A 21241-nucleotide genomic window follows, 5' to 3' on the forward strand; every position below is an offset into this window, starting at 1 on the left:
GCTCCGCGTAGGAACGTTGAGGGCGACGCTCTGCGTCGCGTGCTTTTCGGTAACATTTGCTTGACTAGATGGTTCATGCCGCAGGAGCGGCGAAGAGTTCGTTCCCACGCAGAGCGTGGGAACGAGAAGAAATGGCATGACACCTTTAGCTCCTCAGCGGAGACACTAGGTAGCGGCAATTCAGGAATGGTCCCTCTCCCCTGAGGGGAGAGGTTGGCGAGGGGCTTTTCGGTTCACACTCGATCAAGCTTGGATGCGTCGGGAATCCCTCCCCTGGCCCCTCCCTTCGAGGGAGGGGAAAGATGCAAAAACACTTATCCACTTTTGGAGGCGAGCATGTCTGATCAAAGCAACCAAAATCTTCCGGCCGACAATTCGCGGCGGCAGTTCATCAAGGGCGCTGCGGCGATCGCCGCCGGCGGCGCCGTGCTGGGGCTCAATCAGCGGATTGCCCGCTCGGCCCACATCAGCGGCAGCGATGAAATCAAGATCGGCCTGATCGGTTGCGGCGGTCGCGGTCGCGGTGCGGCGACCCAGGCGCTCGAGACCAAGGGCAAGGTCACCCTGTGGGCCGCGTGCGATGCGTTCGCCGACAACATGCAGAACACCGTCTACGGCATCAACGAAGACGTGAAGAAGGGCCAAGAAAAGCAGGACTCGCTCTTCATCGACAGCGTCGTTGATTGCCCCGCGGAGCGGCAGTTCGTTGGCTTCGACGGCTTCCAGAAGGTGATCGACAGCGGCGTCGATCTGGTGATTCTCGCCACGCCGCCAGGCTTCCGTCCGCAACACTTCGAAGCTGCGGTCAACGCTGGCAAGCACATCTTCATGGAGAAGCCGGTCGCCGTCGACGCCCCGGGCGTGCGCCGCGTGCTGGCTGCCAACGAGATCGCCAAAGAGAAGAACCTGATGGTGGCGGTTGGTCTGCAGCGCCATCACGAACCGAAGTACATCGAAACGATCCAACGGCTGCAAGATGGCGCGATCGGCGACATCCTCGCCACCCGCGTCTATTGGAACAGCGGCGGCCTGTGGATGCGTCCCCGCAAGCCGGAGATGACCGAGATGGAGTACCAGATGCGGAACTGGTACTACTTCAACTGGCTCTGCGGCGACCACATCGTTGAGCAGCACATTCACAACCTCGACGTCAGCAACTGGCTGAAGGGCGCCCACCCGGCCGAAGCAGGCGGCATGGGCGGTCGGCAAGTTCGCACCGGCAAGGACTACGGCGAAATCTTCGATCACCACGCCGTCGAGTACACCTACCCCGACGGCACGAAGATGTACAGCCAGTGCCGCCACATCGACGGCTGCTGGTCGTCGGTGAGCGAGCACGCCCACGGCACGAAGGGGACGGCCGACATCAGCGGCTTCACCATCAACGCCAACGGCGCGAAGCGGTGGAAGAGCGACAAGGAAGCGGTGAACGGCTGGCACAACGAGCACCACGATCTGTTCGCGGCGCTCCGCCAGGGCGACATCTACAACGAAGGCGATAACGGCGCCAACTCCACGATGACCGCCATCATGGGCCGCATGGCGACCTACTCCGGCAAGGTGCTGAAGTGGGAAGAAGCGCTCAACTCGACGGTCGACCTGTCGCCGAAGAAGTACGCCTTCGACGCCGACCCGCCAGTGATGCCGGGCAAGGACGGTTTTTACGCCATCGCGATCCCCGGAGTAACGGACGTCCTAAACGGCTAAGCCATAATGCTGTTTGTCCCAAGAGCCGCGGGGTTCAGCCCCGCGGTCCGGGGCGTGGCCATCAAGCCAATCGCAACACTACAATCAAAGCCCTGAAGGAACGACGCCTCCGTCGCCCCTTCAGGGCTTTTTTTGTGCCTCTGCTCAGTTCACTCCTCTCACGAGAACTCGTCAGATGCGAATCTTCTTCTCTTTACTCTCTATGCTTGGAGCGCTCGCGATGACTGTCGGCGCTGCACGCGGCGAACATCCCTCACCCGCGGTACTCCCCGCGCACCCTGCCCTGCCCGATCCGCTCGTGATGCAAGACGGCACGCGCGTCGCCTCTGCCGCAGCGTGGCGGCAAGCTCGGCGGCCCGAACTGCTGGAGCTGTTCGAAACGTACGTCTACGGCCGCGTTCCGCAGGGGCCGGCTTACGACTCGCAAACGCCGCTCGCGCATCGCGTGTTGTTTGAAGATCGCCGCGCGTTCGACGGCATCGGCACGTTGCGCGAGGTAGAGCTAACGATCGGCCCGCCAGATTGGCCGAAGATTTATCTGCTGATCGCGACGCCGAACGACGTGCCGCGGGCGCCCTGCTTCGTGGGGATGAACTTTGCCGGCAACCATCAGTTGACCGACGACCCGCGGGTGCGACTGCCCGATGGCTGGATGCCCGACCGACATCCGGGCGTCGTCGGCAATCGCGCCACCGACGCGGGCCGCGGCGGGCAGGCCGACGATTGGCCGCTCGCGGAGATCGTGCAGCGCGGCTATGCGGTCGCGACGTTCTACTGCGGCGATATTCAGCCCGATCGCCCCGATGTCCGCGAGGGGATGCGGGCGGCGCTCGAGGCCGATGGCGAAGCCGATCCCGCGGAGACGGCGACCATCATGTGGTGGGCGTGGGGCATCCAGCAGGCGGTCGACTACTTGCGCACCGATGATGCGATCGATCCCGATCGCATCGCGGTCGTCGGGCACTCGCGGCTCGGCAAAACGGCGCTATTGGCCGGGGCCCTCGACGAGCGGATCGCGCTGACCGTCGCCAATCAGGCGGGCTGCGGCGGCAGCGGGCCGAGCCGGCACGATGATCCGAAGGCGGAAACGGTGCGGATCATCACCGAGAAGTTCCCGCATTGGTTCGCGGGCAACTTCACGAAGTTCGGCGACGATCCGTCGCGTTTGCCGGTCGACCAAAACTGCCTGGTGGCCATGTGCGCGCCGCGGCCGGTACTGTTCACCGCGGCTGCCGATGATTTGTGGGCCAATCCGTCGGGGCAGTTCGAGGTGCTGCAAGCGGCGGCGCCGGTTTACGAACTACTCGGCGTCGACGGCCTGAAAGCGGACGCGATGCCCGCCGCCGATGCGCCGCTCTTGGGCGACGGCCGGCTTGGCTATTGGATCCGCAGCGGTAAGCACTCGATGACGCCGGCCGACTGGAATATCTACATGGACTTCGCGGATCGGTGGATGAAGTAGGAAATGAATCGCTTCTACATCAAGCTCGGCGTGGTCGCGTTCCTCGGAGCGGCACTCGTCATGCTCGCCGCTCGCCAGCAGACGCCTCCCCGAGCGACGCGGGCCGAAGTCGATGACATGCTGCACAGCTACTTCGCCGTCGACGGGAAGTCGCTAGCGATCGTCGACGCCGACGTCGGATTCTGGACCGAGGTTCCCAACTCGCTCCACATGAGAGTGCAAACAGATCGCGAGAGCGGGGAGCGATTGGCCTCGCAACTCGCCTCGCGCGCTGCAGTGGCCTACACAGGCTCCGTACCCGTCGAACCATCGTCGGACGAAGACGACGAACGGGAGATTTATCGAATCGCGAGGTCGATCTATCCCTATCCGCTTGAGGGGTGGAACGTGAACGCTTGCGACCATTTCGGCACGCATGACGACCAGCGGTGGGCCTGGCGTATCGACGCGGCTGCGGACACGGCTGAGTTCTACTTAGCTTGTGATGCGGACGAAGCAGAGCCGTTGATGCAGCCCATTTTTCAGCGGGGCACGCCAACGAAACCGTACGATTCGTCGTCGATGCCGTCGCAAGCGAAGGCGTTTTATCTGCTGCGCGGCGTGGAGAGCGCGGAGTAATGCCGCAGAGGGCGGGGGGTGCGTTCCCACGCGGAGCGTGGGAACGAGGAATCGGCGTCGGAGACGCCTCCCACAAGCGAACGGAAACGCCGACCTACTTGATCTCAAGCTTCTCGGCCGCTTCGGCCTCGGGCGAATGCTTCTTCACCATCAGGTGCTCTTTCATCAGCTCCTTCAGCACGCCTTGGACGGCCTCGGCCGGCAGGGCGTACGATTCGGTCCGTCCCGCGCGGGCGATGTTGAAGCCGACCACATGACCGTCGAGGTCGACGACCGGCCCGCCGCAGTCGGCGGGACGCAGCACCGTATCGTGCTGGAACGCAAGCGGGAAGCCGAAGCGGCGAACGCTCAGCTTGCCGCCGAGGTTGTTTTGGAACTCGCTGCGGCCCATCGGCAGGCCGGGGAAATCGCCGGTGAGCGTCGCGTGAAGCTTCACTTCCTCGCCGGAGCGATCGATCACCAGTTCCACTTCATCGCCTGGGTTGAACGACGCGATCACTTCCTTGAGCTTCTCGCGGCTGGCGACCTTCTTGCCGTTCACCTCGACGATGAGATCTTCGGGCTCGACGCCGGCTTCTTCAGCGGCGGTGTCGGGGAAGACTTGCACGATGCGGGCTTCGACTTCGTCGATCTGCACGCCGAGCACGCCAGCTTGCGACGGAATCACGCGCGGCGGCACGCTCACGACGCCGACGGCGACGGGATCTTTCGAGTGGCCCGTGCTCGCGAGCCAGGAGCCAACCTTCGGCGAACCATTGGCCGCGTTCAAATCGAGCGACGGCAGATTGGTCGCATCGACCTTGAGCAGCGCCAAGTCATGCTGGCCGCTTTCGGCAACCGTCGTGGCGGGCAGCTTCCGGCCGTCGGCCAGCTCAACGGTCAGCTTGCCGCACAGCGGCGTCGCTTTGGTGACGATCCAGCCGTCGGGGCTAATGATGCCGCCGAGGGCGCTTTGCTTGCCGTCGCATTGAATCGAAACGGTCGCAGCGACGACGTCCTTCACGACGTCGCGGAATGCCGAGCGAACTTGCGGGCCGTCGGTCAGGCGCCAGCGCGGCACGAACAAGCGCTCCATGCCGAAGGAGCCTTCGGAGTACTCCGCTTCCGCATCGCGACGCTCGCGTTTGGGCGCCGGCTCGTCGGCTTGGGCTGGCGCGTTCGGCGCGAGCGTCGACCAACCAGCGGCGAGCAGCAGGGCAATCCGTCCGCTCCATCGCATGCGATTCAGCAACGTCTTCATCTGTTCCTCTGCTCCGTTACCGCCGCCCCCTGAGCCCCTGATCTATCATAACCAGCAGGCGACCGCAAAGTTTTTCTTACAAACCGGCAACAATCCGCCGCCCGGCGTTACTCGTCGCCGCCCAGCCGGACGGAAATCTCCAGCGTCTTTCCTGCGCGGTCGATCTCCAGCTTCAAGCGATCGCCAGGGTTCTTGTGGAAGACGATCCGCTGCAGTTCGTCGAAGGTATTGATCGGCCGGCCGTCGACCGCCGTGATGACGTCGCCGACCTTGACCCCCGCGCCTTCCGCCGGCAGTCCGGGGAAGATGGCGGTGATCACGCACGTGCCCGCTTCGGCACTGCCGCGGACGCCGAGCAGCGGCCGAGCATTGGGATCGTCGTCGTAGTGCCCGCCCCAGACGTCGCCCTTCGCAAGGCGGTCCCAGTCTTTGTTGAAGCAGGTGACTGGGACGTGGAAGTTGTGGGTGACCATCGGCCCGATGCTGCTGTGGATGCCGACGACTTCGCCCTTCATGTCGAACAGCGGGCCGCCCGAGTCGCCGCCAACGAGCTCGCAGTCGGTGCAGAGGAGCCCTTCGTCGCGGAACAGCACCCGTCCGAAGCGGACCGGCGGAGCACGGTCTTTGACAATGCCGCCCGGCTGGCCGATCGTGACGACCCATTGGCCGGGATCGAGCGCAGGCCCCGTGCTGACGGGAATGAACGGCAAGTCATCCGGCGGCTCGTCGATCTGCATCATGCCGGCGTCGACTTCATGGTTGGCTCCAAGCGACGTGCCGCGGAGGCGGCGACCATCGGGAAGTTGGACCCAACCGCGCCGGCCGGCGCGGCCGACCACGTGAGCGGCTGTGAGGACCAGCCCTTCCTTATTGACGATCACCCCGCTCCCAGCGGCGCCGCGGATTTCAACCGCGACGGTCGCGGGCATCACGCGGTCGATCACCTTCAAGAGTTGATCTTGGATTAGCTTCAGTTCGGCGGCGTTTGTCGGAGCACGGGCGGCCAGCACCTTCGCGGTGTCAGCCGTCGGTTCCAGCGAGACGGGCGACGCGGTTTGGGCTGCTAGCGGTTGGACAACGACGGCGCTCAGGACGAGCGACAGCAACGAACGGACGAAGGGAAATCGTTTCATAGAAGTCCGGCGTGCAACGGCGAGAGGCGTGCAGGGGCGGGGTTGTGGTAATTGTCGCAATGGTCCCATCGGGGGGCAATGTCGGGCCTGGGTAAGCCGTGCGGGCGACGTTTTGAGCCCTCCGCTTTGATGCTTAACACCGCCCGACAGCCGAAGGCTCGCCAGCCTCCCGGCCGGCAAAACGCCGCCGACGAACGCCTCTACTACGCACGCTGGCGTCGATTGGTCTGAAGTTCCGCAGAAATCTCGTCGAACACCTGTACATGCGCGCTTGATTCATGCACTAACGTATACTACCATCAGGAGATACGTCCGCTGGCACGGAACCGGCGGCGATTCCCTCCCTTCCTCCCATCGGCTGGAACTGCCATGTCACTCGACCAACTCACCACTCGGCAGCGGGAAGTCTACGACTTCATCAAGGAGAAAATTCGCGGCCGCGGCTACGGTCCGACCGTGCGGGAGATCGGCGAGTATTTTGAGATCAGCTCGCCGAACGGCGTCATGTGCCACCTGAAGGCGCTCGAGAAGAAGGGGATCATCACCCGCGAGCCGAACATGTCGCGGGCGATCCAAATGACCGACGCCGGGCGTGACGATGGCTTTCCGCTGGTCGGCCAGGTGGCGGCCGGCAATCTGACCGAAGCGATCGAGCAAGCCGAGCGGCTGAACCTCGACGAATTCTTCCCCGCGAAGAAGAACAGCTTCGCGCTGCGGGTGAAGGGGGAGTCGATGATCGAAGCGCAAATCGCCGACGGCGACATCGTCATCTGCCGCAAGACGAAGACCGCCCACAAGGGCGACATCGTCGTCGCGCTCACCGAAGAAGGCGAAGCGACGCTGAAGTATTGGTACCCCGAAGCGAACCGCATTCGCCTGCAGCCGGCGAATTCTTCGATGAAGCCGATTTACGTCCGCGACGTGCAGGTGCTGGGGGTGGTGACGGGGGTGATTCGCAAGGTGGGGTGAGGGCACTAGGCGCCCTCCCGCTAAGCGAATGGATTCACCAGAGCGACGCCTGCGTACTTGTAGTCAGCTAAATTGCGCGTCGCAACAGTCAGCTTATGCTGCCGCGCCGTCGCGGCAATGAGGCTGTCTTTGACTGGCATCGCGCGCCCTTTGCGCTTGAGTTCCGCCAGCAGGATCGCCCATTCAGAGCCTGTTGCAGCGTCCATTTCTAGAACCTGTAAGGCGCGCACCGCGTCGCAGAACCACTCCTGCAGATTCTTGCGCCGCTTGCCCGACGGCAGCGCTAAGATGCCGAACTCGATCTCGCCTAAGATGATTGGGTTGACGGCGCAGGCGAGTTCATTGCTGACGAGCCATGACATCACCTTCCGATCGGGCTCTTGGCGCGTGGCCTCGCTCACCACATTGGCGTCGACGAGGTATCTCACAGCGTGTCCGTACTTTCAGACGGAATCGGCTGGAACCAATCCTTTTCAGGACAACATTGCAGCCAGTCGACCATGCTGATCGTCGGCGTCGAGACCTTCTTCAGGAGGTACTCCCCCGACTGAAGACGCTCGATCTCAAATTGCTGCCCTGGAGTAATACGGTCAAGCTCGCGGAGCTCCGCCGGCAGCACAATTTGGCCTTTGCTAGATAACGTTGTCTTCATAAAGGTAAGATAGCATCTTACTGGTCAAAATCAAGGGATAATCCTCTACCAGTGGGTCGCGCTCGCCTCAGTACGCAGCGATTTAGGCTAAAACGAATCCCCTGCCGCCAACTCCTGTTTTTTGTTGACGTTGCCATCGTCTCCCTGCAAGATAGCGTCGATGCCGGCACTGGCCGTCGTCGCTCCACACGATTCGCCGCTTGAAGGGATTGCTCATGACGAGAAGCGCCGTTCCCGCCTGCTTGGCAGCCCTTATCTTGTTTCTATGCGCTCCCGCGACCTACGGCGTGCCTTACGCCTCGCGTGTCTCCATCAACACGGCGCCTAGCTTGGCGCAATTCGCGAGCGTCGTCCCTCCCACGGCGCCAGAAGTTTCGTTCGTTCTCAACGAACCTGCCGAGCAAGTTGGCTACAGCGTCAACGGCGGACCACTGCAATGGCTCGACGGTTCGACGAAGGGGACGAAAACGTTTCCGTTGTCTTCGCCGCTCGACAAGTTCTCCATCCTTGTGAAGAACATGGAGGCGGAAGGTTACACGATTCCCACCGGCGGTACGGCACTGTCCGCTGCGAACGGGCTTTCGCAATCGGTTCCGGCGTCTGGTCTGCGATTGGTGAGCGACGATACCAATCCGCTCAACAGCTTCAATGCGGCGAGAGGCGTCGGCGTCAATCTCAACCCGAACTCGCCCAACTTCGGCATTGCCTACATCGGCAACGCATCATTAGGGCCCACGGCTGACTCCGCGCGCTATCTAAGTCGCGGCGTTTACGCAGTGGCCGCAGACGGCTCCGACGCCTTCGGATACGGGGATTTCTTTCCGGACTCAGGATTCTCCTTTCCCGGAGGAGGCTCCATCGCTTGGCGGCTCGCCGTCGGAACCGACGATGAGGTCTACGTCGCTGACGGGGCGCTCCTCTCCCACGGCCTCGTCCGGCTTGAGGGGCAGTTGTGGATGAGTTATCCGGTGTTGGCCCCTGGCTTCGGTCCGCCGCCGCTCCCGCCGGAAGCCAATCACGGTCGGATCACCGGTTTCGTCGTCTCGGGATCGCCCTACGACGGAACGCTGGTGGTCCACACAGTCGATCGCGATTTCAGCAGCAGCCAGATTGGCGGAACAGACACAAGCGACCTCAACAGCGTGTGGCGTTACGACCTTGGCTTCGACGCTCAATTCTCCGCGCAGATGCCAACGAAGGTGAATACTGAGAATGTTTTGCCGCCGATTGGCACGCCCGACCTTGCTCGCGGGGCCGACGGAAAATTCTATCTCTCGAATTCCTTGCTATCTGGCAGTTCTGCAGGCATCGTCGTCCTCAATCCGCAGGGAGAGCCGATCTACGATTCGCTTACGGCGAGCCGCGCGATGCTCAACGATCCAAACATTGCCGACGTAATGCGCAATGTCATGGGGATCGCGATTTCGCCTGATCAAATGTGGCTCGCCGCCATGTTGCGAAGCGGCGACGTCGCCGTCCTTCCGGTCGTTGACGGCATTCCCGATCTTTCCGGCGTGATGGTCGTCAACACGGCGTTGGGACCGCTGCCAGGCAGGGGCGTGGCGTTCGACGCAGCCGGCAACCTGCACTGCATTGTCGCCGGCACGGGAGTGAGCTACCGTGTGATCTCCCCAGGTGGAACCACATTCGCCACGACCAGTTGGGACGGCACGTCGATGGGATTCAAAATCGCCAGCGTGCCTGAACCGGCGTCGTTGGCGCTGGCTGGCGTGGGCGTTGTCGCCGCGGGAGCGATGCGTCGGCGCCGCTTACTGGCGACTTGAGCCGGCGGGCGGATTGCGCTTCGTGAATACGAAAGCGGCCGCGTGGTTCAACACGCGGCCGCTCTTTAAGCTGGAGGGATGCGCCGGGGGCGAGACGCCTCGGCTCGCTGTGTTGACGATACACTAGGCGGCTTTCTCGGGCGCGCCAGTTGTGTTCAGCTTGTTGTAAAGCGTCTTCAAACTAATGCCGAGTTGGTCGGCGGCCTTGGGCTTGTTGCCGGCGTGGCGTTCAAGCGCGTCGTGGATCGCTTCCATTTCGAGTTCGCGGAGCGTCATGACGCCCGGCTTCTGGCGGGCGGCGCCGACGAGTTGCCGCGAGTCGAACCGCGACGGCAAGTGCTCGCGGTGGATCGGGCCGCTGTCGCACAAAATGGTGGCATGTTCGATGACGTTCGCCAGTTCGCGGACGTTGCCGGGCCAGACGTGGCTGCAGAGCGCGATGATCGCATCCTCGGCGATGCCGGCGTCGGCGTCTTTGCCGCGACGATGGCGAACGAGCAAATGCCGGGCGAGTTCCGGCACGTCTTCAATCCGCTCCCGCAGCGCCGGCAGCGTGATTTCGAACGTGTTGATCCGATACATCAAGTCTTCGCGGAATTCTTCGGCGGCGACCATTTCCGGCAGGTTGCGGTGAGTGGCGCAAACGACGCGGACGTCGACCATCACCGGCTTGTTCTCGCCGACGCGGCGAATTTCGCCGCTTTCGAGCACGCGGAGCAGCTTGGCTTGCATCGCCTTCGGCAACTCGCCGATTTCGTCGAGGAAGATCGTGCCGCCGTGGGCGACTTCGAACAGGCCGACGCGGTGATCGTCGGCGCCGGTGAAGGCGCCTTTGCGGTGGCCGAACAGCTCGCTCTCAATGAGCGTCTCCGGCAAGGCGCCGCAGTTGATCGCGACGAACGGCATGTGTGCGCGGGTGCTGTGATCGTGCAACGAACGCGCGACCAGCTCCTTGCCGGTGCCCGTTTCGCCAAGAATAAGGACGGTCGAACCGGTCGGCGCGACGCGTTCGATCAGCATCCGCACCTTTTGCATCGCCGGCGTGTTGCCGATGAGCCGCGGGGCGCCTTCGAGGCGGCGGACTTGGTGCTCGAGCGCGCGATACTTCTGCTCAAGCAGTTTCTTTTCGGTGACGCGCTTCAGCAACGCTTCGATTTCGATCAGCCGGCAAGGCTTCGTGAGGTAATCGAACGCGCCGTGGCGCAAAGCCGCGATCGCCGTTTCGAGCGAGCTCTTGCCGGTGAGGACGACCGCTTCGGTGCCGGGCGAGGTTTCTTTGCACTTCGCGATGACGCCGATGCCGTCGAGGCCCGGCATGTCGAGATCGACGATGATGCAATCGTAGGTATTCTTTTCCAGCGCAGCGACGGCCGTGAGTCCGTCGGGGCAGACGGTGGCGCGGTGGCCCAGGCGCGGCAGTTCGAGCTTCATCAGCTCTTGCAGCGAGGGCTCGTCGTCGGCGAACAACAGGGTCAATCCTTGACCGTTAGGCTGCTTGGTAGCGATGGTGCGTCTCCTTGTTCGGCAGGGCCAGCGGGAGCGAGACGACGAACCGCGATCCGCGGCCCGGCCCTTCGCTCGTTGCCTCGATGCTGCCCCGATGTTCTTCGACGATGCGGTGAGTAATGGACAAGCCAAGCCCCGTCCCCTGCCCCGAACGCCGGCGGGTGAAGAAAGGCTCGAACAGATGTTTGCGGACTTCGTCGTTCATGCCGCAGCCGTTGTCGCTAATGACGATGCGAGCCGCCAGCGCGTCGCGTTCGATCGACACTTCGACCGTGCCGCCGGCGTCGAGCGACTCCAACCCGTTGGTGATCAGGTTGAGGACGACTTGCTTGATTTCTTGCGCGTTGACTGCGGCGATTGCGGGCGGCCCAGGCAACAGCACGAGGTTCTTATCATGGTACTGGCCGAGATGCTGCACCATTTCGATGACGCCTTCGGCCAGCTCCCGCAAATCGGCGGCATGCCGCAGCGTGTCGCCGCGACGGGCGAAGTCGAGCAGCTTCTCGGTGATTTGCTTGCAGCGGAATGCTTCACGCTGAATCATCTGCAGATAGTTGCGAGCGACTTGCACCTCTTCGACGCGTTCGGGATCGGCGCCTTCGAGCAGATCTTGCAGACGACTTTCGAGCGATTCGCTGCAGAGTGCGATCGACGCGAGCGGGTTGTTGATTTCGTGCGAGACGCCGGCGGCGAGGAAGCCGACGCTGGCGAGTTGCTCGCTGCGGACGACCTGGTTGGTTCGTTCGGTCACTTGGCGGTCGAGGTCGTTGCGAATTTCGCAGAACCGTTGCGTCATCGCGTTCATCGCTTCAGCGAGTTCGCCGATTTCGTCGCGCGCGTTGATGGCGATGCGATGTTCGAAATTGCCGGCGGCGACGATGCGCGACCCGTCGACGAGCGTTTGCAGCGGATCGGCAAACCACTTGTTGAAGACGCGCCGCGAGATGATCAGCACAATCACAATCGAACCAAGGCCGATCCAAGCCGACGTAATCGCGGTGCGATAGCGCGACTTCACGTCGTCGGCGATCTTTTCAAACTGATCTTCCAAATGGGTCGGCAATTGGCCGCTGAGGCTTCGCAACTCTTCGATCAGGCCGCGCGTGCTGCTGATCTCTTCAGGGTTGTCCAACCAAGAATGATCCGACGAGGTGACGCTGCGTCGCTTCAACTCCGCGACGATGCCGTCCATCTCCTTGAGCGTCGCCCACTCGTGGTGGTCGTCGCTGAGTTCGGACGCGTCGTCAACGGCTCCGGCGCCGAGCGCTTCCTTGTAGCGACGAAGCGAATCGACCAGCGAGCTGAATTGCGTGCGAAACATTCCCGCCAGCAACGCGTCGGTATCGCTGCCGATGCCCTCGGGCAGGTTGAAGTTCAATCGCTGCTGAACCTGACTGATCGTCACGCGCAGATCGTTGACGTGATCGGAGACGATTCGGGCTTGGGGCAACTCGGCCGAGCGGGCCGCGATATTCTTCACCAGCGAACGGTACGCATAGAGGCCGTAGCACGCGCTGCCGAATAGAGCGACGACTGCGACCACCAACAGGCCGAGTCCGAGCTGCAGTTTCGTGCGTATGGGCCAATGAGAGAGCACGTGGGGCGACCTCCTTGTCGCGCGGAGCGGCTCGGCGAAGAACACTCGCTCGGCGGCGCTCGTCCTGAGGGCCGCCGAGACGGGAGGAGAGTATACGCCCGCGGGGATTAAACCAGCAAGACGAGGGTGAACGGCTGCGGCGAATGCGCGGCGGTGCTAGCTGGAGAGGGTTCAGGGGTTAGGGTTCGGGAAATACGGAGGAGGTTCGAACGCGCTGCGGACTGGTCGCTTAAGCGACCAGTCCAGCGGCGGGTACACGCTTTCGCACTCGCCACTGAACCCCGAACCCTGAACCCTCTAAAACCTGATCACTCGCCGCATCAGCCACACGCCCCAGGCTGCCAGCACAAAGTTTCCCAGCCACACGGCCTGCGGCGGGATGGCGCCATCTTTCGCTTGAGTAACGCAGCCGACGAGCATCGGATAGTAGACCAGCAGAATCGGCAGGAAGCAGGCGAAGAAGCTCCCCCAGAACTCGCCGTGGCGACGACGCACGGCCATCGGCGCGCCGATGAGGACGAAGCCGAGGCAACTAAACCCGTTCGCCCAGCGGCGGTAAGGCTCGACATTCAGCTTGTTCAGCTCTCGGCGAGACCACTTCAAATTGCCCTCTCGCGCGCTCCACTGGCTTTGCGAGAGTTCGTCGAAACGGCCTAGCATGAGCGCCATGCTTGTGGCCGCCGCCATCTCGTGCTTCAGCCAGTCGATTTGCTTGCCTTGGTCGACTTTCGCAATCTTGATGTCGCGGAGGGGCGTCTCCGACGGGCCGGGCTTCGACGAGCCGCCGCCGAGCGCTTGCTCGAGCGGGAACGATCGCTCGATTTCCCCGGGCAGATTGACCGTCCAGCCTTTGAGCCCCCCCTCGGTATTGAAGAGTTTCACGTCGAGCGCGCCGGTCGCGATGTTGACGTTCATTTCCGCAGCGTCGGCGCGAATGATCGATACGTTGCCGCTGCCCGATTCGAAGGTGATCACAGGGCCAATCAGCCGTTTGCCGACGACCGTCTTGACGTTCACCTTGAACTTTTCGTTACCGAACATTTTGCGGGTGCGCAGCTGCCCGTAGGCAATCTCTTCGAACGACTCGATGATGACGCGTTTGACGCCGTTCGTTCCCCACGAGACGGCGAGATCGTTGAGAGCAACGGCGCCGAAGCTCACGATGAAGGCGAATAGCAGCGTCGGCCACAGCATCACCATCGGGGTGATACCGAGCGACTTTACCGCAACGATTTCGTTCGACGACGACACGCGGCCGTAGACGACCGTGGTTGCTAGCAGTAGCGCCCCGGGAACCGAAAACTGCATCGCTTGCGGCAGCAAGTAGGGGAGCAGCCGCAAGATGGGCCCGGCGCCGAGGCCGTTGTCGACTGCTTCTTTGCCGATCAACCCCAGGAAAATGAAGACGGTCATGCTCCCCATGGTGATGAGGAACACCGTCAGCATTTCGAGCAGGATATAGCGGGTGAGAATGCGCATACGCCGGTCCGTGGGAGCGGCGGCACTGTAGCAGAAGGCGGGGCTAGCGGGGAATGCCGATGCGTGGCCCGTTCGCATGGCCCTCGTTCCCACGCTCCGCGTGGGAACGCAACGCCCGCCGCTCTGCGGCATTCCCGAGTTCTAGCCCCGGCTCCGCCCGGGGGTCGCGTAACGTTATGTTGGGCAACGCTTACCGATGTGGAGGCCGACCCCCGGGCGGAGCCCGGGGCTAAGGTGGTGGCGGGTGGCATGGCCTCGACGGTACTCCGTCGTGGCCACGGGCTGCTTGGCAACGCTGAAGGCGTTGCAGCCTCCAGCCCGGGGTTGATCGCAACGCGATCTACCCCGGGAATTGCGCCCTGATCTGCCCCCCAACAGATAGGGAACGTTACCCGGGGTAGATTGCTGCGCAATCAACCCCGGGCTGGATGATTGAACGCTTTCAGCGTTCGGGGGCGGAACTGAGGGAAACCATGGCCTGCATGCTAACGACTTGGCGGCGAGAACATGGCGCCCGGCGCGACGCGGAGCGTCGGGGGAGGCGTTACCACGCGGAGCGTGGGAACGAGGATGCTAGCCGGCGTTGAGGTTGATGCCGCTGTCGCTCGGCGGTTCGGGACGGTGCGAGCGGACGGCTTGCATCAGCCGGCGGACGGCGCTCGAGTAGGCCACGACCGCTGCCGTGTAGTCGCCCGAGGCGATCGCCTTGTGCGCGGCGACGCGGTCGGCGTGGACCTCTTTCCACTCGAACGGCCAGCTCCGTTGGGCTTCAAGATCCTCTAGCTGCCGCACGACGTCGCTCAGCATTTCAATGCTCTGCGGACTGGGGGCTACCGCGTAGCTGCGATAGGGCGCCTTGCCGAAATGGCCGCTCACGCCGCGGCAGGGATTCTCGCCCTTCATCCGCGGAGCGATCCACGCCAGCAGCGTCGCCACCGCCATACCGCCGGACACTAAGGCCGGAGTCATTGCCCCGTTAATGAGCATGATGATTCCAGGAATAAGCAGGGCCGCCAGCGCAACGATGAAGCCCCAATCGCGCTTGCTCGGCCCGTTAGCCAACGGCGTCACCGAGTCGGCCCACGAGTTGCCATCCTTCTTCTGGCCGAGCGTCGCCGGGTCGGCCACTTCAGCGATGATCACCGTGATGTTGTCGGGGCCGCCGAGCAGGTTGGCCAAATCAACGAGCGTCTGTGCCGCGTCTTCAGGCGGCAGCGACGCCAACACCATGCCGACTAGTTGCGGGCTGAGCGGTCCCGTCAGCCCATCGCTGCACAGCAGGAAGCGGTCGCCCGCCCGCAGCGGCAACGGCCCTTCGAGATCGACTTTCACCGTCGGATGCGGGCCGAGCGAACGGGTGATCACGTTCTTCCGCACATAGGCGGGGACGTCTTCTTCGTTGGCGTGACCGAGGGCCGCCATCTCCCACACGAGGCTGTGGTCGAACGTGAGTTGCTCGAACGCATGCCCCCGCAGTCGGTAAACGCGGCTATCGCCGACATGGGCCGCCATCGCGCCGTCCGGCAACAACAGCAGGCAACTGCAGGTCGTTCCCATGCCGTGGAAATCGACGCTGTTCGAACCCTTCGCATTGATGCGGCTGTTCGCATCGTGGACGGCGGCGACGATCGATTCGCACGGCGGCAAGTCGGGCCGCTTCTGGTAGGCGTGCGGAATGCTGTCGGTGGCGATTTGGCTGGCGAGTTCCCCCGCCGCGTGGGCGCCCATGCCGTCGGCGACGACGAACAAGTGGCCGCGGCTCCGCCAATCGCGATCGTCGCCGGCCAGCGCGACGGCCATCGAATCTTGGTTGCTGGCGCGACGCATGCCAATGTCGCTCACCGCAGCGCACCTCAGCCCCCCCGTCGAGCGATTCAGTTTGGAGGTCGGTTTTGCCACCAGGTGCGCCTAGCCGGGGGAAGGGATCGCGGAACGTTTAATTTTAGTCTGCGGGACTTGCTAGCAACAGCGGCGCGGAAGGCCGGCATTTCGGGGCGCCACTGGCGTCTCGCCAGTGTTCCTCTTGCCTGAAGGACCGTGCCTCCAGACTGGTAAAGGTTTGAATCAACTCTTCAGGCCAGCCGAGCCCGATTCGCGATCGGCTGATCCGCCAACCTCCGAGCACTTCTCACTGGCGACACGCCAGTGGCACACGGTGCAAGCATTTCGACGCTCCTGGAAACGGCGTAGCGGCCCTGGCGGCCCGCCGGTACACTCCCCGCCCGATTCCGCCTGTCTTATCATACGCGCTCGTTCGTCCATGGACCTGTCGTCGACCACCCCTCGCACCGGCTTTCGCCTCGCGATCTTCGCGGTTGTAGCGCTTGCGCTGCTTCCCGGGTGCGTTCGACGGCGGCTGATGATCCGGAGCAACCCGCCCGGCGCCATGGTTTACGTCGACAATCAGCCGATCGGGACGACGCCCTGCGCGACCAATTTCATCTATTACGGCACGCGCGAGATCCGCTTGGTGAAGCCGGGCTACGAAACGCTGACGGTGAATCAACCGATCCCGGCTCCCTGGTATCAGTTGCCGCCGATCGACTTCTTCGCCGAAAACGTGATGCCGAACGAGATCCACGATTTCCGGACGGTGAGCTTCAATATGCAGCCGCAGATCATCGTGCCGACCGAAGAACTGATTCAACGCGGCGAACAACTTCGCGCGGCGACGCAGCAAGGGGCCGTGGTTCCCGCGGGCGCGACGACGCCGGCGTTCGGACCTGCCGCAGCGCCGCCTCCAGTCATCGGCCGGCCGACGATTGCGGCCCCGGCGTTCAACGGACCAACCGGCCCTGCCCTGCTGCCAGGCACGACGCTCGCTCCCGAAGCGGTGCCGCCGGGCGTGATCGTGCCCCCTTCGAACGGCCCCGGCGTCTTGCCGCCTGGCGGCCGAGCGCTCGAACCGCTGCCGATGGTGCAGTAGCAGAAGTTGCGAGTCGCGAGTTTCGAGGCGCGAGTTGAATTCAGCGAACTGAGCAGTTAGGCCTTTCACTAACGTGATGCTACTGCGTCGCACTCGCAACTCGCTACCCGTAACTCGCAACTCTTATCACTTAATCGGCGTCTCACGATTGACGATGCCTCGCGCCAACCGGGCCGGATCGCGGGCGAGCTTGTCGGTCAGCACCCAGACGTTGTAGAGAATCTGGTCGATGCGGCGACTCAGTTCAGGGTTGCCGACAATTTTGCGAACGTCGCCCACCGCGGCATTGGCCTGAGCGATCGCCTGGTTAAGGTTGTCGTAGATCTGCCGATCGCGAATCAGCAGGCCGACGGTCCCCTCGCTGTTGTTGACGTTGCGCGTCAGCTGCGCGACCTGGCCGAGGAGTTCTTCGAGATTCCGCACGCTTTGTTCGAGCGTGGCGACGATCGCCGTGCCGCGATCGCCGAGCGGGCCGGTGAGGCCTTGCAGGTTCTTGAGGTTTTCATCCGCAGAGCGGAGCGCTCCTTGCAAGGCGCCCATGATCGCCCGCGCGTCGCCGACGAGGCTTGGCACCTGCGCGAGTCCGTCTTTAAGTTGTTGCTTGAGGATCGGATCGCCGACGATGTCGTTCAGGTTCGCAGTCACCTGCGAGAACTGCAGCATCGCCTGATCGGCCGACTCGACGAGATGTTTCACCCGCTGCATGTCATTCTCGCCGAGCACCTGGTTCACGCGGTCGGCCAGTTCCGCGACTTCCTTGCCGGCGTCGCCGAGCGACATGATCGTTTGCTTCAGGTCGCCCTGCATGTCGGCCATCATGTCCATCGGGTTGGAGACGTACTTCCCCTTCACGGTGGCGTCAGGGGCGACGGTCGCGGCGCCGATCGGCGACGAAACTTGCATGAACTCGATCACCGCGTCGCCGACGAGCGAGGTTTGGATGCGGCCGAGCTCGTTCGACTTGATGTGCTTGCCGTCTTGGATGTCCATCGTGATGAGCGCGCCAGTGTCGGTATCCTCGACGCTGGCAACGCGGCCAATCGGCAAACCACGACGGCGCACCGGCGTCCCCGGCGCCACGCCTGGCGCTTCGTCGACGAGCAAGTTCACCTTGTAGGTTTCGTGGAACGGCAGCGCCGAAAAGTCGCTGTTCAACACCACCAAGATGCTGAGCAGCAGCAAGATGAAGAAGACGACCAGACCAACTCGGAATTGTTTGGTGCGTTCGTTCATATGGGAGCTGTCAGCGGTCAGCTTTCAGCGATCAGCAAGAGAAATGCACAGACAAGCGCCGGATGCGCTCGACCTGGCTGACTGCTGATTGCTGAAAGCTGACCGCTAATTCGCTATTCTCCTGCTTGTTCTGCGAGTTCCGTCATGCGATCGCCCGCCTCGCCATGAATGAACTGCGTGACGCGTCGGTCGGTCGACTTGTCGAGTTCGCTGGGGGGGCCATCGAATAAGATTTGTGATTCGTCGGGCTGCAAGCGATTGAGCGGGTAGAGCATCACCACCCGGTCGGCCACTTTGCGCGCCGTGTTCATATCGTGCGTGACAATCACGCTGGTGACTTCAAACTTGTCTCGTGTGCGCATCATCAGTTGGTTGATGACGTCGCTCATGATCGGGTCGAGGCCGGTCGTCGGTTCGTCGTATAGCACCGCTTCGGGTCGCATGATCAGGGCACGAGCCAAGCCGACGCGTTTCCGCATGCCGCCGGACAGTTCCGCCGGATACTTTTTCAGCACCGTATTCGGCAGGCCGACCTCGGTCAGCAGCGCGTGCATCGCCCGCTCTTGGTCGGCGGCGTTATCCTTACGGTGCTGCTTCAGCGGAAACAAGATGTTCTCAGCGACGTTCATGCTGTCGAACAATGCCGCGTTTTGAAATACGAACCCGAACCGCGTCCGCTGGGCGGCGAGTTCGCGTTCTGGCAGCGAACCGAATTGCCGGCCGTCGAACTCAACCGCGCCCCCCGTCGGCGTCACGAGCCCGATGATCGTCTTCAGCAGCACCGTCTTGCCGCATCCGCTCTCGCCGATGACCGCAAGCGTCTGACCGGCCGGAATGCTGATCGAAACATCGCGCAACACCGTCTGCCGTCCGAAACGGACGGTGAGGCTTTGGAGGTCGATTAAGGGAGAGGCGCTTACCATTTTTTGACTGTCAGGGTTTCTAGTCAGTTGTCAGTGGTCCGTTGTCAGTTGCTAAGAGGGAATTCGAACTCTGCGACAGCCGCAACTAACTACTGACAACGGACAACTGACGCCTTCAGGCCCCAAACAACGACGGAGCCACCGGCCAGATCGAGAGGTAGATCTGATCGAGCACGATGCTCACCAACAGGTCGAGGATGATGATCGACACGAACGAGTAGACGAACGCGGTCGTCGCGGCCCGGCCGACGCCCTCGGCGCCCGGCAGGCAGTTGAAGCCGCGGTAGCAGCTGATGATGCCGATCACGGCGCCGAAGCAGACGCTCTTCGTAATGCCGTAGAACAAATCCCAGTTCTCAACGAACCGCTGCGAGTTCGTGCGGTAGTAGTAATAGTCGATGCCAAGAAATTGAATGCAGTAATAGGCCCCGCCGATCACGCCCATGAACATCGCCATGATCGTGAGGATGGGAATCATCGTCAGGCAGCCGATGAACCGCGGCACGACGAGGTAGTGAATCGGATTGGCGCCCATCGCCGACAAGGCGTCGATTTGCTCGGTGACACGCATCGTGCCGAGTTCCGCCGCCATCGCGCTACCGACGCGGCCGGCGAGCATTGTCGCCGCGAGCACCGGCCCGAGTTCGCGGAACATCGACTTGTTGATCACGCCGCCGAGTTGTGTTTCGAGCCCAAAGTTACGGAACTGCGTGTACGACTGCACCGCCAGCACCATGCCGGTGAACGCGCCGATGATGGCAACCACCGGCAAGCTCTGGACGCCGATCGCGTACAGGTTGTTGATGAGCGTATCGCGGCGCGGCAGGCGACTGACCATCCAGAGCATCGCGCTCCAGGCGAAGAGCGTCAGATCGCCGAGGCCCTCGATCATGCGGATGACGACGGCGCCGAAATCGGCGATCCCCTCGCTGACCCGCCAGAGCGGTCCGCGGCTTAGCTGATCGTTCGTCGGTAGTGTGCCGGTCGACATCGTTCGCTCGCCGTCTCTGAAGCTGAAATTGCCCGATGGTCCGGCGCAGGCGCGCGCCGGCTCCGGGGACCATCCCTGGGAAAGGAATCGACTTGGCAAACCATTCCGCTTGAGCAAACCCTGCGGGGCGAATTATTTTGGCTGGCGTGGCAAAAGGCGTAAGATGCGGCGGCGTGCCTCCCCTCGCCCCGGGCGGAGGGGATGAAACCGTGAGGTCCCCTCCCCTTGAGGGGGAGGGTTAGGGAGGGGTGAAGACAGCGTGTACCAGGGTTCCACCCCCTCCCCAGCCCTCCCCTCAAGGGGGAGGGAGCCGCAACATTCATCATGAAGTCGCCACAGCGACAGCACAGTTTTCTTTTTTCACCGTTTTCTCTTTGACGATCCCCCGCCAGCTTCGTCTTTCACTTATAGCAGGCTGGGATTCGAACCCGCCGGCGGCGGACGGGACTACCGGCGGCGGCGACCTGCAGGGAACGAGGGGGGCGACCGCTGTGGACGAACTGCTGGCAGTGCATGCCGACGTCGTCTACCGGTACGCCCTGCGGTTGGTTCGCAACGCCCAGCTGGCGGAAGACCTCACGCAGGAAACCTTCCTCCGCGGCTGGCGGCAGCGGGCAAAACTCCGCGAGCCGGCGGCCGCGCGGGTTTGGCTACTTAGAATTGCGACCAACCTCCACCGCGACGGCCTCCGCACGGCCCGACCGACGGCGGAGTTGGAGGCGGAACCAGCCTGCTCGGCGCTCGGCGCCGCGGGACGACTCGAACAACAAGAAACCGTGGACGCGGTGCTGGCGACGCTCGACGCGCTGCCGCCGCGACAGCGACAGGCGATCCACTTGGTGACGATCGAACAGCTTTCGAACGAAGAAGCGGCCGAGGTGCTGGAGATTTCCGTCGAAGCGCTGCGGGCAAGCCTGTCGCTCGCGCGGCGGACGATGCGGGAGCGGCTGAAACCGATTGACGACGAACTCCGCGGGGTGCGAACGGAAATCTAACCACTCCGCGTTTTTTCAGTGAACAT

The 21241-nt window shown here is 62.9% G+C and carries 18 protein-coding genes; 7 read left to right on the forward strand and 11 right to left on the reverse strand.

Going from position 1 to position 21241, the window contains the following annotated elements; translation table 11 throughout:
- Nucleotides 1-336 precede the first annotated feature (336 nt).
- The 3 genes from PLANPX_RS21865 (at nucleotide 337) to PLANPX_RS21875 (ending at nucleotide 3787) form a co-directional block, all read left to right on the forward strand.
- A complete protein-coding gene (locus tag PLANPX_RS21865) occupies nucleotides 337-1707 on the forward strand; it encodes a Gfo/Idh/MocA family protein (RefSeq protein ID WP_152100780.1) in 1371 nt (456 codons plus the stop codon).
- A gap of 220 nt (nucleotides 1708-1927) precedes the next feature.
- Nucleotides 1928-3169 (forward strand): acetylxylan esterase, encoded by a 1242-nt coding sequence (locus tag PLANPX_RS21870; protein ID WP_198421793.1) that lies wholly within the window; start codon nucleotides 1928-1930, stop codon nucleotides 3167-3169.
- A gap of 3 nt (nucleotides 3170-3172) precedes the next feature.
- Complete coding sequence (locus PLANPX_RS21875; RefSeq protein ID WP_152100782.1) at nucleotides 3173-3787, forward strand: hypothetical protein; 615 nt, start codon at nucleotides 3173-3175, stop codon at nucleotides 3785-3787.
- Between the two features lie 94 nt (nucleotides 3788-3881).
- On the opposite strand, the gene PLANPX_RS21880 is transcribed toward PLANPX_RS21875, so the two are convergent.
- Both PLANPX_RS21880 and PLANPX_RS21885 read right to left on the reverse strand, forming a co-directional pair.
- Nucleotides 3882-5027 carry a S1C family serine protease gene (locus PLANPX_RS21880; RefSeq protein WP_152100783.1) on the reverse strand — a complete coding sequence of 382 codons (1146 nt, stop codon included), beginning with the start codon at nucleotides 5025-5027 and terminating at the stop codon, nucleotides 3882-3884.
- 107 nt (nucleotides 5028-5134) lie between these two features.
- Complete coding sequence (locus PLANPX_RS21885) at nucleotides 5135-6160, reverse strand: S1C family serine protease (protein WP_172992239.1); 1026 nt, start codon at nucleotides 6158-6160, stop codon at nucleotides 5135-5137.
- Nucleotides 6161-6529: 369 nt separating this feature from the next.
- Between PLANPX_RS21885 and lexA the strand changes: the two genes are divergently transcribed.
- Nucleotides 6530-7129, forward strand: a complete 600-nt coding sequence (lexA, locus tag PLANPX_RS21890) for a transcriptional repressor LexA (RefSeq protein WP_152100785.1) — start codon at nucleotides 6530-6532, stop codon at nucleotides 7127-7129.
- 20 nt (nucleotides 7130-7149) lie between these two features.
- Here lexA and PLANPX_RS21895 read toward each other — a convergent pair whose 3' ends face one another.
- Both PLANPX_RS21895 and PLANPX_RS21900 read right to left on the reverse strand, forming a co-directional pair.
- Nucleotides 7150-7557: a PIN domain-containing protein gene (locus tag PLANPX_RS21895; protein WP_152100786.1), complete on the reverse strand. Its 408-nt coding sequence runs from the start codon at nucleotides 7555-7557 to the stop codon at nucleotides 7150-7152.
- Entirely contained in the window at nucleotides 7554-7781 is a 228-nt protein-coding gene (locus tag PLANPX_RS21900) for an AbrB/MazE/SpoVT family DNA-binding domain-containing protein (RefSeq protein ID WP_152100787.1), read from the reverse strand. Before PLANPX_RS21900 ends, PLANPX_RS21895 begins: the two co-directional genes overlap by 4 nt.
- A gap of 215 nt (nucleotides 7782-7996) precedes the next feature.
- Here PLANPX_RS21900 and PLANPX_RS21905 point away from each other — a divergent pair, with 215 nt between their 5' ends.
- Nucleotides 7997-9565: a PEP-CTERM sorting domain-containing protein gene (locus PLANPX_RS21905; RefSeq protein ID WP_152100788.1), complete on the forward strand. Its 1569-nt coding sequence runs from the start codon at nucleotides 7997-7999 to the stop codon at nucleotides 9563-9565.
- A 123-nt stretch (nucleotides 9566-9688) separates the two neighbouring features.
- Here PLANPX_RS21905 and PLANPX_RS21910 read toward each other — a convergent pair whose 3' ends face one another.
- From PLANPX_RS21910 to PLANPX_RS21925, 4 genes are all read right to left on the reverse strand, one after another.
- On the reverse strand, nucleotides 9689-11041 hold the full coding sequence (locus tag PLANPX_RS21910; protein ID WP_152100789.1) for a sigma-54-dependent transcriptional regulator: 1353 nt from the start codon (nucleotides 11039-11041) through the stop codon (nucleotides 9689-9691).
- Nucleotides 11042-11051: 10 nt separating this feature from the next.
- Nucleotides 11052-12668, reverse strand: a complete 1617-nt coding sequence (locus tag PLANPX_RS21915; RefSeq protein WP_152100790.1) for a sensor histidine kinase — start codon at nucleotides 12666-12668, stop codon at nucleotides 11052-11054.
- A 297-nt stretch (nucleotides 12669-12965) separates the two neighbouring features.
- Nucleotides 12966-14147 (reverse strand): LptF/LptG family permease, encoded by a 1182-nt coding sequence (locus tag PLANPX_RS21920; RefSeq protein ID WP_172992240.1) that lies wholly within the window; start codon nucleotides 14145-14147, stop codon nucleotides 12966-12968.
- A gap of 573 nt (nucleotides 14148-14720) precedes the next feature.
- Entirely contained in the window at nucleotides 14721-15989 is a 1269-nt protein-coding gene (locus tag PLANPX_RS21925; protein ID WP_152100792.1) for a PP2C family protein-serine/threonine phosphatase, read from the reverse strand.
- Between the two features lie 517 nt (nucleotides 15990-16506).
- On the opposite strand from PLANPX_RS21925, the gene PLANPX_RS21930 reads away from it, so the two are divergent.
- Nucleotides 16507-17073, forward strand: coding sequence for a PEGA domain-containing protein (locus tag PLANPX_RS21930; protein WP_198421794.1), 567 nt, complete (start codon nucleotides 16507-16509; stop codon nucleotides 17071-17073).
- A gap of 126 nt (nucleotides 17074-17199) precedes the next feature.
- Here PLANPX_RS21930 and PLANPX_RS21935 read toward each other — a convergent pair whose 3' ends face one another.
- From PLANPX_RS21935 to PLANPX_RS21945, 3 genes are all read right to left on the reverse strand, one after another.
- Nucleotides 17200-18306 carry an MlaD family protein gene (locus PLANPX_RS21935; protein WP_152100794.1) on the reverse strand — a complete coding sequence of 369 codons (1107 nt, stop codon included), beginning with the start codon at nucleotides 18304-18306 and terminating at the stop codon, nucleotides 17200-17202.
- Nucleotides 18307-18419: 113 nt separating this feature from the next.
- Complete coding sequence (locus PLANPX_RS21940; RefSeq protein WP_152100795.1) at nucleotides 18420-19229, reverse strand: ABC transporter ATP-binding protein; 810 nt, start codon at nucleotides 19227-19229, stop codon at nucleotides 18420-18422.
- 115 nt (nucleotides 19230-19344) lie between these two features.
- Nucleotides 19345-20121 (reverse strand): MlaE family ABC transporter permease, encoded by a 777-nt coding sequence (locus PLANPX_RS21945; protein WP_232536437.1) that lies wholly within the window; start codon nucleotides 20119-20121, stop codon nucleotides 19345-19347.
- A 473-nt stretch (nucleotides 20122-20594) separates the two neighbouring features.
- Here PLANPX_RS21945 and PLANPX_RS21950 point away from each other — a divergent pair, with 473 nt between their 5' ends.
- Nucleotides 20595-21215, forward strand: coding sequence for an RNA polymerase sigma factor (locus PLANPX_RS21950; RefSeq protein ID WP_172992242.1), 621 nt, complete (start codon nucleotides 20595-20597; stop codon nucleotides 21213-21215).
- The last annotated feature ends 26 nt before the right edge of the window (nucleotides 21216-21241 follow it).

The sequence above is a fragment of the Lacipirellula parvula genome (assembly GCF_009177095.1).
Taxonomy (GTDB): domain Bacteria; phylum Planctomycetota; class Planctomycetia; order Pirellulales; family Lacipirellulaceae; genus Lacipirellula; species Lacipirellula parvula.